The following is a 14,763-nucleotide window of genomic DNA, read 5'->3' as shown; positions in this document are numbered from 1 at the left end:
AATAATGATGGTAAAAGAATAAGATGACATGTTTACTTAGATTTCTGGTGATAGCTTTTTAGATTGGAGCTGAGGGTATTGATTACTGATGTCGTTACCAAAGAAAATTGGAAGCGTTTCATTCGTGAGGGGAGTTTGGCGGATGAAAATATCTCCTATGAGCTCGTTGACTCTTGGGAAAGATGTAAGCAAGAAGGTGTCGATCCGTTTGATGGGATTTCTAAATCGATTTTACAACCAGATGAACTCCAGCGGCGTGTAGAACAAAATGAACTGCTTATTTCGTTAGTAGAAACGCAACGCAATCAATTACATTATTTTTTAAAGGGGTGGCAATATGTTACGACCTTGACAGATAAAGAGGGTTACATATTACAAAATAGAGGCGAGCAGTCAGTAGAAGCAAAAGCTTATGATATTTTATTTATTCAAGGCTCAAACTGGGGCGAAAAAGAAGTAGGAACAAATGCAATTGGATTAGCCCAGCTATATAAGAAGCCATTTACAGTAAAAGGTTATGGCCATTTTGCAGTAGCCTCACAAATGTGGAACTGCGCCGCTGCACCAATCGTTGATCATCATAATCAGTTAATTGGTATTCTTAATATATCAAGCCCCTATAAGCCAATAAACTTTAATTATGTACTGGCTTCAGTGAAAATGATTGCAGATTCTATTTCACTTGCTTGGCGAAAAACCATGTACGAGGATATGGAACAATTACAGAAATTATCTTGTTCTAAAAATGCAATTATTTGTTCCAATGATGATGTTATATGTAAATTACCGAGGCATTTGGAAAATAAGTATGGATATATGATTGGTGAACCTTTAGATAACACAATATCAGAGTTAAGTTTACATCCTGTAAGAAAACCGTTGCTAATAAATGGCCGCTCCATAGGTTATGAGGTTTATGTGCAGGAAGAAATAAAGGAAAATCCTGTTTATTTTGCAGGTGTGACAGGAAAAAGTGATGTATTTCAAAAGGTATTGCAAGATATTCAGAAAGTTGCTGCAACAGATGCTGCTGTTCATATATATGGAGAGACTGGTACAGGAAAAGAATTAGTTGCTGAAGCAATTCACCGTAATAGTGAACGTGCGCATCAACCTTTTGTTTCTATTAATTGTGGGGCGATCCCTGAACAGTTATTGGAAAGTGAGTTGTTTGGTTACGAACCCGGTGCATTCACCGGTGCTCATAAAAATGGTAGAAAGGGAAAGCTAGAAGCGGCAAACAAAGGCACTTTATTTCTAGATGAAATTGGTGATATGCCTTCATCCATGCAGGTTTCTTTGCTTCGGGTACTACAACAAAAGCAAGTAACTCGAATAGGAGGCTATAAACCTATTCCTATTGATGTACGCATTATTTCAGCAACAAATGTAGATATACGGCAATTAGTTGCAAACGAGACAATGCGGGCTGATCTCTTTTATCGTATTTACGGTTTTCCTATTTATGTACCGGCTTTACGACAACGCAAAGAAGATATTCCTTATTTTATCGATTATTATTGCAAGGAAAATCATTGGTATCCAAGCTGGATAAATAAATTAACAGCTACTTTTAAACATGGAAAATGGACAGGGAATATTCGTGAATTATTTAATGCTTTAGATCGCTGTCGCATTTTATTTCCAGAACAAACACCTGAGGAAGAAGAACTTTATCGTATTATTTCAATTTGGGATAACACAGAGCAGATTAGAGTAGAGAACAACGAAAAGGAAGCGCAAAGTTTTCGCAATCAGCTAGAAATAGACAAGATTAAACAAGCCTTAAAAAAACATCACAATCATGTACCAAGTGCTGCAGCCGATTTAAATATGTCACGAAGTACATTATATCGTAAAATTAAAAAGTACCAATTATAGTGGCATTTCAAATGCTTTTTTCTCTTCTCGCTTGTTGGATGATATACATTCATAAAAAGGATAGCACTCAAAAAGGTTTTTTAAGCCGATGTCCTAAAAGTCCTATATGATGTAGTCTCATGCATATTCAATCTAGTATTACAAATGAATAAGCGGCCTTTTTAGGAATAGACCTTAAGAATAAAAAATGCGACAAAATGAGACAATTTGTGAAAGTTGTCTCATTTTTTGTCCCCCTAAATGAAAACGCTTTATTAATACAACTTAAAAAGTTGGCATGTTTTTTGCTTGTATATCAGTGAATGCACAAAATATGAAGGAGGATTTCAAGATGGATAAGAAAATGGCAAGTTGGATGTTTACAAAAATGAATGACATTCGTAATTTTGAAAACCAAGTCCAAAAAATTTTTGCTACAGGGGAAATTCCGGGATTTGTACATTTATATGCAGGGGAAGAAGCTGTTGCAGTTGGGGTTTGTGCTCATTTAGAAAATTTAGATTATATAACCAGTACACATCGTGGGCATGGTCATTGTATTGCCAAGGGCTGTGACTTAAATGGAATGATGGCTGAAATATTTGGTAAAGAAACTGGTTTATGTAATGGAAAAGGCGGTTCCATGCATATAGCAGATTTGGAAGTCGGCATGCTTGGAGCTAACGGTATTGTTGGTGGAGGGTTTCCATTAGCTGTTGGTGCAGGTTTATCTGCTGATATTTTAGAAAACGGTGGCGTTGCAGTATGTTTCTTTGGCGATGGGGCAAATAATCATGGCACTTTTCATGAAGGAATTAATATTGCAGCAGCATTGAATCTACCAGTTGTTTTTGTCGCAGAAAATAATGGCTTTGGAGAAGCAACGCCATTTGAGTACGCTACTTCAGCAAAAACAATTGCTGATCGAGCAATCGCATATGATATACCTGGCGTACGCGTTGACGGAAATGATGTTACCAAGGTGTATGAAGTTGCCGAAGAAGCGATAGAAAGAGCTAGAAACGGAGAAGGGCCAACTTTAATTGAAGCTATTACTTATCGTACGAGTGGCCATTTTGAAGGAGATAATCAAGCGTACAAGTCAGAATCTGATAAAGAAAAGTGGCCAGTAGAAGTAGATTGTATAGAACAATTCAAAGCATATGCGTTAGAGAATAAACTGTTAAGCAAAACGGAACTGGAAGAGTTGGAGAAGGCGTCTTTAAAAGCCGTGGAAGAAGCAGTTGAATTTGCGCATCACAGTAAAGTGCCAAATGAGGAAGCATTAACGGAGAATGTATACGTTTCTTACAAATAATATGAATGAGGTGAGATAAATGGCGAGAAAAATAACGTTTTCAAAGGCGATTAATGAAGCAATGGATATTGCAATGGAAAGAGATAATAAAGTCATTTTAATTGGAGAGGACGTAGCTGGAGGAGCAACCGTCGATCATCTACAAGATGAAGAAGCTTGGGGTGGCGTTTTTGGAGTAACGAAAGGATTAGGAAATAAGTTTGGACGTAAACGTGTCATCGATATGCCAATTGCTGAAGCTGGCTATATGGGAGCGTCAGTGGCCGCTGCGGTTACAGGTTTAAGACCAATATCAGAATTAATGTTTAACGATTTTATTGGCAGTGCCATGGATGAAATTATGAACCAAGGTGCTAAAATTCGTTATATGTTTGGTGGGAAAGCAGAAGTTCCATTAACGATTCGTACAAGCCATGGTGCAGGTGCAGGTGCTGCAGCGCAACATTCCCAATCATTATATGGCATGTTAACAGCTATCCCTGGATTAAAAGTCGTTGTTCCTTCTAACCCTTACGATGCTAAAGGCTTGTTATTAACGGCAATTGAAGATAATGATATGGTCGCCTTTTTTGAAGATAAAACACTATATAGTATGAAAGGTGAAGTACCCGAAGGATATTACACAATACCGTTAGGAAAGGCAGAGATTAAGCGTGCGGGGGATGATCTAACCATTGTGGCGATAGGTAAAATGGTACAAGTAGCTGAAAGCGCTGCAAATCAGCTTGCTAAACAAAATGTCGAGGTGGAAATTATTGACCCTAGATCATTATCTCCACTTGATGAGGATACGATTTTACAGTCCGTTGAGAAAACAGGGCGTCTATTGATTATTGATGAAGCAAATCCACGTTGTAATGTAGCAACGGATATTTCTGCTATGGTTGTAGATAAAGGTTTCGATTTTTTAGATGCGCCAATTAAGATGGTGACGGCTCCACATGCACCTACACCATTTGCCACAAACTTAGAGCAATTATATATACCACGAGCAGAAACAGTTGTACGAACAGTAAAAGACATGATTGGGGAATTGACCTTATCTAGATAATGAGGAGGGGATAATATGGCTACATCGATATTAATGCCAAAACTAGGTATGACGATGACAGAAGGAACGGTGGAAGAATGGCTTAAACAACCTGGAGACACCGTAAAAGAAGGTGAAGGAATTGTCACAATTAGTTCAGATAAATTAACGAGTGAAGTAGAAGCTCCAGCTGACGGTATATTATTAAAGGTTATAAAAAATGTGTCTGAAGAAGCAGAAGTTGGTGAATCGATTGGTATTGTTGGGCAAGCAGGAGAAGAAGTAGGGGAAGCGACATCGACTTTTGAAAAAGAAAAAACTGAACCAACCGCTGAGGTACAAGAGAAGGCGGTTCAACAAGTAGAGAATCAATCTGAAGGGCATCAAGACATGAAAGGTCCGCAACGAAAAAGGCGTATTTCTCCAGCTGCTCGTAAAAAAGCAAAAGCATTATCCGTAGATGTTTCTAAAGTAACAGGTACTGGCCCTAAGGGAAGGATTACTAGAAGAGATATTGAGCAAGTAGCTGAGCAGCAAGTAGCAGCGACCACAACGGAAGAACAGGTTACAACAAAACCAGCCGTTCATGAAGAAGAAGCAATGCAGGTTCAAGGTATGTCAGCAATGAGAAAATCAATTGCTGCTAATATGCAGCATAGCTTAGAAACAACCGCGCAATTAACATTACATCGGAAAGCTGATATAACAAACTTACTTGTTTTTCAAAAGAAAATGCGCACAGAAGCAGCGGAGAATAATTTAGATCTAAAGCTGACACTAACGGTATTTTTAGCTCGAGCTGTAACGTTAAGCTTACAAGCACATCCTGAAGTTAATACACATCTTATTCATGATCAGCTTCACCAATTTGAAGAAGTGCATTTAGGTATTGCAACCTCACTAGAAGAAGGATTGGTTGTTCCTGTTGTAAAACATGCGGAAAGATTGCCACTTGGTAGCTTAGCAAAGCAAATGAAACATGTCACAGAAACAGCTCGTGAAGGAAAAAATGCCAATTTAAGTGGAGCAACATTCACCATTTCTAATTTAGGTGCGCAAGGAATAGAATATTTCACACCAATTTTGAACCCACCAGAAAGTGGGATTTTGGGTGTGGGTACATTTGTAAAAGAGCTTACGTTAGATGAAAATGAGCAGGTGAAACAGATAACTTCGCTACCACTAAGCTTAACCTTTGATCACAGAGTATTAGATGGGGCTCCAGCAGCAGAATTCTTAAATACGATTGCTCATTATTTAGCAAAACCGTATTTGTTATTGCTGTAAAGAAATCAGAATAGAATCTATCCTATAAAGAACTTCGCTATGCGTATGAAAATAGAAAAGGAAACACTAAAATTAAACTCCTTCTCTGCTATGAGGACAAAGGTTTCGCAAATCTTATCGCGTGCAGAGAAGGACCTATCAATTTGATATTTTTAGCTATTCCAGACTAGAACATATAAAGGTTCTAAATTATAGAAGGAAGCTGTCTCAGCTGAGCGGTATCCTTCTATGTACTCCAATTCCCCTCCCCCTGACATTTCATGCATTATTATGGGCTATCTAAAAGGAAAAGCGTACTTTAAGCTATAAAAAGAGAGACTACACAAAACTATTGACATATCTATCAATAGTTTAAGGAATTTTTAGTTTAATTAAATGATGTTGATAAATATTGTAAACTAGTCCATAATTAGGATGGTTGTAAAAAAATATATGGGGGCTAGAAATATGAAGAAGTACTTATTTGTTTTACTTGCTGTAATGTTAGTAGTTTTATCTGCCTGTGGTGGGTCAAGCGAAAGTAAAAACACAGAAAATGAAGAAAGCAAAGATAGCGCTGATGCAGCGAATGAAGAAAGCAAAGATAGCGCGGAAACAAACGAAAACGAAGATGTATACTTCAAAGATAATGAAGCTAAAATTGAAGATTTAAAAATCAAAATAAAAGAAACAAAGGTTATACCTGCTGGAGAAGAAGGAAATGAAACTGGAGAAAAACCAGTATTCGCTATCTGGTATGAGACAACGAACCTTACTGATAAAGATATAGATCCGTCAACAGCTTGGATAGCAGTATTTACAGCGTTGCAAGACAACGATCCAAATGCAGTAAACGAATTAGAAATGGGTAGCTTACCAGACGGAAACCATTTAGATACACAAACGGAAACGATAAAGAAAGATGGTACAGTAGAAAACTCCATTGCTTATGAATTAGATGATTTAGAAACTCCTGTAACCTTAGTAGCTACACAAGGCGTTATGGGAGAAGAGATTGGTAGACAAGATTTTGAAATTAAATAATAAGAAATAAGCAGAGACACTCAATAAAATGGGTGTCTTTGCTTTTTACATATATTTTAATAGTTTCATTTATGCAAATTCAGTACTATATGCCATTGTTGTTTATAGGTTTTATAGAAGTAAATACGTATAAGAGAAATAACATTTTTATTAGAATTAATAGAATTACGGAAAAATTAAACTTTAAGTAGTATAATGGTTTTAGATTGTCAATGCTCCCAATACATCCAATATATTTTTGAAAAGGAGTGTTTTAGTGGCTGAGAACAGGGGTGTCGTATATGTAGGTGCTGGTAAAGTAGAGGTGCAGGATATTCGTTATCCGGATTTAGTGTTACGAGATGGGCCAGGTGTAAATCCATTAAATGTGGGGCGTAAATGTCATCATGGCGTCATTGTTAAAGTAGTAACTACGAATATTTGCGGAAGTGATCAACACATGGTTCGAGGGAGGACTACAGCTCCCAGTGGGTTAGTGCTTGGTCATGAAATTACTGGAGAAGTTGTTGAAGTAGGACGAGATGTTGAGTTTATCCAAATAGGAGATTTAGTATCTGTTCCATTTAACATTGCCTGCGGACGTTGTAGGAATTGTAAACAACAAGACACACATATTTGCCAGAATGTAAATCCAGACAGACCGGGATCAGCCTATGGTTATGTTGATATGGGCGGATGGGTAGGCGGTCAATCGGAATATGTAATGGTTCCATATGCTGATTTTCAACTGCTTAAATTTCCTGATAAAGACCAGGCTATGGACAAAATACTTGATTTAACTATGTTATCAGATATTTTTCCAACAGGTTATCATGGAGCGGTAAGCGCCGGCGTTAAACCGGGATCAACGGTTTACGTTGCTGGAGCAGGTCCAGTAGGTCTTGCTGCTGCACATTCTGCCCAATTACTCGGTGCATCTGTCGTCATTGTCGGTGATTTAATTGAAGAAAGGCTGGCACAAGCACGCAGCTTCGGGTGTGAAACAATTAATTTACGTGAACATACGAATTTAGGAGAGCAAATGGAGCAGATCCTAGATGCACCAGAAGTAGATTGTGCGATTGATGCAGTTGGGTTTGAAGCTAGTGGTCACGGAGAAGGAGCAAGTGAAGCACCGGCAACTGTTTTAAACACGATTATGGGTATAACTCGGGCTGGAGGAAAATTAGGTATTCCAGGGTTATATGTTACAGGTGACCCAGGGGGCGTTGATAAAGATGCAAAAGAAGGAACGTTGAAAATTCGTTTCGGATTAGGATTTGCGAAAGCACATACATTCGTTACTGGCCAAACTCCAGTGATGAAATATCATCGTGATTTAATGATGGCAATTTTAAGTGGAAAGGCGCAAATTGCAAAAGCAGTGAATGCTACATTAATTTCGTTGCATGAAGCGCCAGCTGGATATGAAGCATTTGATGGTGGTGCGTCCAAGAAATTTGTTATTGATCCACATGGTTTGGTGAAAGCATAACGAAATGAGGTAATGAATGCGTATGCTGTCTGTACCATCAAACGATAATTAAAAGCATAAGCCTTATCCAGTTTTTCGACTGAATAAGGCTTCATTTCATTATATTTGATTTAAGAAGAGGTGTTTGCCTGAAATCTAAACGTGTTTGGGGGAAGGGAAAAATGAGGTCACGATTATTTTTGTTACTGTGCTTTTTTTTGATTCTACTTACGAGTTGCGATGAACGTTCAGATAGTAGTGATCAATCAAACTCAGTCTCTAGTAATCAAGATGACAAAACAACAATTCAAACAGAAGATAGTAGAGAAATGGCTAATTCAGGAAAAGAACAAACGGAACAGAAAGCCGAAGAAACGGAAGTGCCAAAAGCAGATACTTACGATGTGGATCAACGAAAAGTAATCTATACTGCGGATACACGTATAGAAGTAAAAGATTTACAGAAAAAAATAGCGACTTTGGAAAGTTTGATTATAGATTATGATGGTTATATTGTAGAATCATCTAGAAGTAATGATACAAAAGAAAATAATCGCACCGGTTTCATCACTGCAAGAGTACCACAAACGAATTTTAAACCTTTTATGGATGAAGTAGAATCGGGAGAAGGAAAATTATTAAGTAGTAATATTTCAGGTCAGGATGTCACCGAAGAATATGTGGATCTAGAGTCTCGACTTCAATCTAAAAAAGTAGTAGAGAAAAGGTTATTAGCTTTTATGGAACAAGCTGAAAAAACAGAGGATTTATTGGCTATTTCAGAAGACCTTGCAGAAGTACAGGAAGAAATAGAGCAAATTACTGGTCGAATGAATTATCTACAAAATAAAGCCGATTTGGCAACTGTTCATATTGAAATACAAGAAAATTATGTATCGATAGAAGATGGAAACTTAAATACATGGGAGGCAACGAAACAGCAATTCATAAAGAGTATAAACTTTCTTTTGAAAGTGATTTCAAACGTGTTTGTATTTATAGCAGGTAACATGCCGGTTCTTATTCTAATTAGTGTATTAGGTTGGCTTGGTTGGATTTTTATAAGAAAATGGGTAAAGCAAAATCACAAGGAGAAATAGAGAAAACAGAATAAAGATGTGATTTTCTGTTACTGCAGTTTAAAGATAAACTGCAGTTTTTTTATTGTAAATGAGGTGTTAGTGGATAACGAAATAAGCGTATTTTATAGAGACATAACGCCTTTATGAGAGAGAATAATCCTCTTTATCCAGAATTATTCAGATATAACTAGAACATTACTAAAAGCTTATGTACGAAGGAGGAAACCAATTTGCTCCTTGCACGAAACAAATGATAAAAGAAGCCATTTCTGCTACAGTTAAATCATATCAAATTAACCAATAGAAAGGGTTAGTATAATAGCTACTTTATTAAACACTTTAGGTTGCATTAAAATGTAATAATATTCTTCCATCATTATCATTTTAAAAAAGAAGAAAAATAAGGAATTCGTATTAAATGATGAAGGCATCTATCGTGAAAAATATCCAATAGATTTATTTCATTTTATTTGACTTGTTTTTTTGAATATCAGTACTTATTTTAAAGGTTTTGGTTCGTAAAAGCGATATGCTTTAAAAATAAACCAATTATAAAGTTTCGATCATTTCGATTTTTTTATGCTACATTAGCTTTAGTAGGAGGAAAGACCGATGGAAGAAAATATTTTACTTGTGGAAGACGATATGGAAATTGCACGTATCATTCGAGATATGCTCATGCGTAACCATTATCAGGTAGCATGGGCTACAACAGGGTTAGAAGGATGGGAAGATTTTGAAATTTCTAATTATGACCTTGTAATTGTAGATGTCATGCTTCCTGAAATGGATGGGTTTTCTTTATGTAAAAATATCCGCTTAAAAAGTGACGTACCAATGATTATCATAAGCGCTCGAAAAGCAGATGGGGATAAAGTAAAAGGTTTAGGGTTAGGGGCAGATGATTATATAGCAAAACCATTTAGTATGCTGGAATTAAAAGCCCGAGTAGAATCGCATTTACGTCGTTGGCGTAGGTTCCAAGGAGTTCCTAAACAGACAAAGCACACCTCTTATGTACATGGGCTAATGGTAGATTGGAAAGAGCGCCACGTTTCTCTTCAAGGCAAAAGAATTACGCTAACCGATAAAGAATGGGAGTTACTTACTGTTTTGGCTAAACATCCTGAGCAAACGTTCTCCAAGAAAGAGCTATATCAGCATATTTGGCAGCAAGTTGAATTAGATGGCATACATACGGTAACGGTTCATATTAAATCATTAAGAGAAAAGTTGCAAGACTCTGTGAAGACACCTCGATACATACAAACGGTATGGGGAAAAGGCTATCGCTTTATTGGTGACATGCAATGAAAATAAAAACATGGCTTCTGGTATCTTATTTTGTTGTTATGGTTCTTCCTGTAATGGCAGGTTATTTATTATTTTTATTCATACAAGGGTACCATGATGAACTGAAAATACAAGAACATATTGAAACGGTAAAGGAAATAACAACATTAAAGGCATTACTTGCTGACCCAGAATTATACGAGTTTAATAGCGATTGGGGCAAAATCAAGCATAATATAGATGAGAATCAAGCTGTTACTTTACTAAATAAAGATGGCATGGTTATGTATGCATCTCATTCATCTGTTACTTCTGCTTTTCGAAAATATGGAAAAGAGCAGCTATATGAAGGTCTATATGATTTAGAACAAGGCTATCGCTCTTATACATATCGTCAACCTGTATTTCTGAAAGATGAACTAATTGGATTTTTTGAAATACAAATCCCTAGAGAACAATGGGTGGAGGGAGTTACGAATCGAGCTCTTTTAGTAGGTGTGGGCTTATTTATTGTTTTTATTGTTATTTATACGTTAGTTGTCCTGTTTGTGAATAAAAAAATAGTACGTCCATTGCAGATGCTTATTAATGATATGAAACGATTTGCTGATGGGGAATTAATACATGAAAGAAAGACGAAAAAAGATGAAGTGGGGGAATTAACAGCACATTTTTATGTTATGAGTAGACAAATAAATAAGGCGAGAAAAATAGCTAAGCAAGAACAGCAAGCAAAGGAATACTTAGTTGCTAGCGTATCTCATGACTTAAAAACACCGTTGACTTCCATCAAAGCATACGCAGAGTCATTAGTATTTGAAAAAAATATCCATGTAAAGGAACAGAAGGAATATTTGCGTATCATTATGGAAAAAACAGATTTTCTAAAAGCAATGCTTGATGATTTATTAACCTACACGATGTTACGCTCATCAGAAAAGCAGCTGGAATTGGCTTTAGTAGATGGGGAAGAATTTTTTGACATGTTAACCTCAGACTTTGAAACGCTTTGTAAACAAAAAGGGGTTGACTTGCATGTTTCTTTGCAAGTCAAAGGGAAATACGAGGTAGACCCAAACCAAATGATACGTGTGATGGATAATCTTGTGAGCAATGCAATTTCCCATACGCCTACTAATGGGAATATTTGGTTAGGCGTTGTATCAGGAGACTTGCCAGATTGGACTTATTCCTTTGTGCGGCAAAACGTAGATTGGAAGGGGCAAGAGGAGAAAGCAGCTTTCATTTTCATACAAAATGAAGGGAAAGGGATTGATGAAGCGGTTTTGCCGTATGTGTTTGAACCATTTTACCAACATAATCCAGCGAGGAGTAAGCAAGAATTTCAAAGAAATGGTTTAGGGTTAAGTATTGCAAAACAAGTAATTGAAGAGCATGGAGGGTGGATACATATCTTCTCCCAAAAAAACGTAGGTACATGTGTTGTTTGTATGTTGCCTCAAACTTTGGAAAGGTGATCGTATGGAAAAATATAAGATAAGTATTTTAATCTGCCTCATGGGAGGAATCATATTATCAGCGTGTACACCAGGTTCAAATCAATTTACCCCAAAGGAAATGGTTCATAAAGTATTAGCCGCTGAAGAAGAAACAAATGTAGCTTATTATGGAGAGTCGACAACGGTAACGAAAGAAAATGAAACAGAAGTAGAACGGTTTGTAATGAAAGAATGGCGTGATGGTACAGGTAAAATTCGTGTGGAAATAGAAGGAAATAAAGAAGAACCTATATCTATTTCCGTTAATGATGGCTCATCTTTAATTAGTTACGAACCAAAGCAAAAACAAGCGCTCATCATGGATGACCGAGAAATGCTTGCATTAAATCAACCATCTCCTATGGATCAAGTGAATTTTATTTTAGAACAAATTTCAAAAACACATGAAATAAGCATGGGAAAAGAACAGAAGGTAGCTGGTCGTCAAACGCAACACGTCATCGCTAAGCCTAAAGCGAAAGATCAATTATATGGTCGACAAGAGTTATGGATAGATAAGGAAAACTGGATTGTTTTAAAAATGAAGGCAACGATAGGAAACCAAACAGTAGAAACAGAATATAACCAAATTAACTTTGAAGCAGATATAGCTGATGAAAAATACTCCTTGAAATTACCAAAAGATGTAGAAGTTAAAAATATGAATGAGTTAAATCCAAATCGCAAAGTTACTTTAGAAGAAGCGCGCTAACAGATGGGAAGTACATTCTTATATGTGCCTGAAGCAGAAAACATCGTGTTAAATAATGTTGAACTCATTGAACTGAAAGGTGAATTTTCGCGTACGGAAGTAAGCATGGATTATACAAATAACAACATACCGATATTTAACTTGTCTGTTTTTCCAACACCAAATGAAGATGATAATGGCATTGAATCGTTTACAGCGTCAAATGAAAAGCGGATCAGATTTCGAGGCGTGGAGGGGGTGTATACGGAGGATGATACGTATCAAATGTTGTTATGGGACGAACAAGGTCTGCGCTATTCTCTCATGATAATGGATGCAGATTTAAGTGTGAACCAAGTCAAACAATTCGTAAATAAAATGAAATATGTCCCGTAATTGGAGGAAAAGAATATGCAACTCGTTATCATAAGTGTTATTACAATTTTCTTTACCTTTATTTCTTTCATTCTTCCAAAGAAAATAAGTGTATGGTTACTTTTTATCAGTAGTTGTAGTATGATCGTATATTTATTCATGACGAATGAATTTTTCGATACAGCTTTGTCACTTAGTGTGATGTTCGTCACCTATTTCAGTTTTACTGTTGTTTTTGATCATGACAAAAAGGTAAAAAAACAGCAATTACAACAAAAGCTTTCGGTTACAAACTTTCAGATCGTTGAACTGAAAAGAGATGTTAGGCGAATTTTGATGGATATTTGGTTAGCTGGTGGAATAGCAGGAGTTTCTGTTATTTGCCTTCTTTTTCTTCCAGAAATGATTATTACGCTTAAGTATGTACTTGGCTACTATTTAATTTTGATGCTTCCACCATTTTTGAACCGCCTGTTAGATTATCTCTTTGCCAAAGTGTATATGCTGCCTGAGGAACAAGTACTGGTCATTATTTCCTTACTGGAAGCAAGAGAATTGCCAATGGAACATCTAGAAAGTATTCAAAAACAATCTAATCCAGATATGTTACGTCTTCATCCTAGTTTTGCCTTTTTATCTGAACGTAAAGATTATACAACTTCATTTGCAACCGTATTGCGTCTAACTTTTTCTGGAGAAACAATGTATTTAACACCTGTAAATGTAGAGGCGTGGTCCATGTACTGGGATCGTTTTATCCAAGTAGCGCAAGTAGAAACGGAAAAAAATATTCTTCCGATCTGGCATAGGAGCAATATAAAGCGCTTGTTATGGAAAGGCTATTTTGCAATTAGCGTTAAAGGTGTTGCTGCATATACAGCGTTACTAAGTATTTTGATTTTTCTTCATTGCCCGTGGTATGTGATTACTGTTTTTGTATTTTTATGGTGGCTGTTTAATATGTATATTGCAGACCGACTGCTTATTCATGCTTCAGACGCAGAAGAAGTTACAGCGGGAGAGTTATATCATATTTCCCAGGAAATTTTTTCGCAAGCTGGAATAACAGGCACTAGATTATATATGATTGATTCTGATGTATACAACGGTTTTGCAACGGGTATGCACATTGGAAAAGGTACGATAATGTTGACTAGCGCAACAACGAAATTATCTTCGTCTGCAGTGAAGGCTATTTTAGCACATGAGGCAATACACATAAAAAAACGAGATGTTATGGTGAATCAAATTGGGCGGATGGTGTTAATGATTGTTCTTGGATTTAGCATCTTTGTATCTTTTGATTTACTAAAACAGTTAATAGAACAGCCATTACTATTTATTATATTAATAAATTTATTTTCGGCTATTTTTTTATCTGTTTATCAGGGATTTCTCAATGGACAGAAATAAGGGCTGATTATTTGGGAGCTAAACTATTAGAGGCGGGAAATAGACATATGGCTGATGGATTGAAAGAATTAGCTGTTGCCCAAGATCAAGCAACAAACAAGGCATTACAATATAGCACTCTTGAAGAGAATAACCATAACAGCATAGAAAGAGGTAGCTGGTTGTTACGCTTCATGGAGTTTCAGTTTATGCCGCATCCGCCGTTATATTGGCGTATTCAACAACTATGTAAAGAAGAAAATTGGAAGAGTACGAGAAAAGCGTGGCTAATTGCACGGATAAAAGAATCGTTGCCAGATTTCTTCCAGCATAAAAGAGTTAACTTATAAGTTGTAGCACTCACTATCAAGACTTGTTCAACAAATCTTGATAGTGAGAAAAAAGAAACCATTTCATATATAGGAAGCGTGAGATAATGGTCCCAAATGCCCCTAAGGCC

General features: G+C 36.6%; 13 protein-coding genes. All 13 read left to right on the top strand.

What is annotated here, in order from left to right; genetic code table 11:
* The first annotated feature begins 78 nt into the window (after window positions 1–78).
* The 13 genes from BUB45_RS08380 to BUB45_RS08320 all read left to right on the top strand — a co-directional run bounded on the left by BUB45_RS08380 (window position 79) and on the right by BUB45_RS08320 (window position 14,653).
* Window positions 79–1,881 carry a sigma-54-dependent Fis family transcriptional regulator gene (locus tag BUB45_RS08380; RefSeq protein ID WP_073007307.1) on the top strand — a complete coding sequence of 601 codons (1,803 nt, stop codon included), beginning with the start codon at window positions 79–81 and terminating at the stop codon, window positions 1,879–1,881.
* 331 nt (window positions 1,882–2,212) lie between these two features.
* On the top strand, window positions 2,213–3,178 hold the full coding sequence (locus tag BUB45_RS08375) for a thiamine pyrophosphate-dependent dehydrogenase E1 component subunit alpha (protein ID WP_280157380.1): 966 nt from the start codon (window positions 2,213–2,215) through the stop codon (window positions 3,176–3,178).
* Window positions 3,179–3,197: 19 nt separating this feature from the next.
* Window positions 3,198–4,229 carry an alpha-ketoacid dehydrogenase subunit beta gene (locus BUB45_RS08370; RefSeq protein ID WP_073007305.1) on the top strand — a complete coding sequence of 344 codons (1,032 nt, stop codon included), beginning with the start codon at window positions 3,198–3,200 and terminating at the stop codon, window positions 4,227–4,229.
* Window positions 4,230–4,244: 15 nt separating this feature from the next.
* Window positions 4,245–5,495 (top strand): dihydrolipoamide acetyltransferase family protein, encoded by a 1,251-nt coding sequence (locus tag BUB45_RS08365; protein ID WP_073007302.1) that lies wholly within the window; start codon window positions 4,245–4,247, stop codon window positions 5,493–5,495.
* Window positions 5,496–5,942: 447 nt separating this feature from the next.
* Complete coding sequence (locus BUB45_RS08360; protein ID WP_073007298.1) at window positions 5,943–6,518, top strand: DUF5067 domain-containing protein; 576 nt, start codon at window positions 5,943–5,945, stop codon at window positions 6,516–6,518.
* Between the two features lie 256 nt (window positions 6,519–6,774).
* The gene (gene fdhA / locus BUB45_RS08355) at window positions 6,775–7,992 is read left to right on the top strand and encodes a formaldehyde dehydrogenase, glutathione-independent (protein ID WP_073007296.1); all 1,218 of its coding nucleotides are present in this window, start codon (window positions 6,775–6,777) and stop codon (window positions 7,990–7,992) included.
* A gap of 161 nt (window positions 7,993–8,153) precedes the next feature.
* Window positions 8,154–9,071: a DUF4349 domain-containing protein gene (locus tag BUB45_RS08350; protein WP_073007292.1), complete on the top strand. Its 918-nt coding sequence runs from the start codon at window positions 8,154–8,156 to the stop codon at window positions 9,069–9,071.
* Between the two features lie 594 nt (window positions 9,072–9,665).
* On the top strand, window positions 9,666–10,367 hold the full coding sequence (locus BUB45_RS08345) for a response regulator transcription factor (RefSeq protein ID WP_073007289.1): 702 nt from the start codon (window positions 9,666–9,668) through the stop codon (window positions 10,365–10,367).
* Window positions 10,364–11,824, top strand: a complete 1,461-nt coding sequence (locus BUB45_RS08340) for a sensor histidine kinase (RefSeq protein WP_073007286.1) — start codon at window positions 10,364–10,366, stop codon at window positions 11,822–11,824. Before BUB45_RS08345 ends, BUB45_RS08340 begins: the two co-directional genes overlap by 4 nt.
* Before the next feature lie 40 nt (window positions 11,825–11,864).
* Window positions 11,865–12,557: a LolA family protein gene (locus BUB45_RS08335; RefSeq protein WP_212590753.1), complete on the top strand. Its 693-nt coding sequence runs from the start codon at window positions 11,865–11,867 to the stop codon at window positions 12,555–12,557.
* Between the two features lie 24 nt (window positions 12,558–12,581).
* Window positions 12,582–12,932: a DUF4367 domain-containing protein gene (locus tag BUB45_RS08330; protein ID WP_212590752.1), complete on the top strand. Its 351-nt coding sequence runs from the start codon at window positions 12,582–12,584 to the stop codon at window positions 12,930–12,932.
* 15 nt (window positions 12,933–12,947) lie between these two features.
* The gene (locus BUB45_RS08325; protein WP_073007278.1) at window positions 12,948–14,324 is read left to right on the top strand and encodes a M56 family metallopeptidase; all 1,377 of its coding nucleotides are present in this window, start codon (window positions 12,948–12,950) and stop codon (window positions 14,322–14,324) included.
* Between the two features lie 11 nt (window positions 14,325–14,335).
* The gene (locus BUB45_RS08320; protein WP_073007276.1) at window positions 14,336–14,653 is read left to right on the top strand and encodes a hypothetical protein; all 318 of its coding nucleotides are present in this window, start codon (window positions 14,336–14,338) and stop codon (window positions 14,651–14,653) included.
* Window positions 14,654–14,763 lie beyond the last annotated feature (110 nt).

The sequence above is a fragment of the Virgibacillus chiguensis genome, assembly GCF_900129865.1.
Taxonomy (GTDB): domain Bacteria; phylum Bacillota; class Bacilli; order Bacillales; family Amphibacillaceae; genus Virgibacillus; species Virgibacillus chiguensis.
Note: the sequence above shows the minus strand (reverse complement) of the source record. Positions and strands in the feature narration are given on the sequence as shown.

What these genes read in the sequence shown, in the direction of transcription:
- BUB45_RS08375 (WP_280157380.1), top strand. Translation starts at nt 2,213, where the DNA reads ATGGATAAGAAAATGGCAAGTTGGATGTTTACAAAAATGAATGACATT.
- BUB45_RS08335 (WP_212590753.1), top strand. Translation starts at nt 11,865, where the DNA reads ATGGGAGGAATCATATTATCAGCGTGTACACCAGGTTCAAATCAATTT.
- BUB45_RS08325 (WP_073007278.1), top strand. Translation starts at nt 12,948, where the DNA reads ATGCAACTCGTTATCATAAGTGTTATTACAATTTTCTTTACCTTTATT.
- BUB45_RS08340 (WP_073007286.1), top strand. Translation starts at nt 10,364, where the DNA reads ATGAAAATAAAAACATGGCTTCTGGTATCTTATTTTGTTGTTATGGTT.
- BUB45_RS08345 (WP_073007289.1), top strand. Translation starts at nt 9,666, where the DNA reads ATGGAAGAAAATATTTTACTTGTGGAAGACGATATGGAAATTGCACGT.
- BUB45_RS08365 (WP_073007302.1), top strand. Translation starts at nt 4,245, where the DNA reads ATGGCTACATCGATATTAATGCCAAAACTAGGTATGACGATGACAGAA.
- BUB45_RS08350 (WP_073007292.1), top strand. Translation starts at nt 8,154, where the DNA reads ATGAGGTCACGATTATTTTTGTTACTGTGCTTTTTTTTGATTCTACTT.
- BUB45_RS08370 (WP_073007305.1), top strand. Translation starts at nt 3,198, where the DNA reads ATGGCGAGAAAAATAACGTTTTCAAAGGCGATTAATGAAGCAATGGAT.
- BUB45_RS08360 (WP_073007298.1), top strand. Translation starts at nt 5,943, where the DNA reads ATGAAGAAGTACTTATTTGTTTTACTTGCTGTAATGTTAGTAGTTTTA.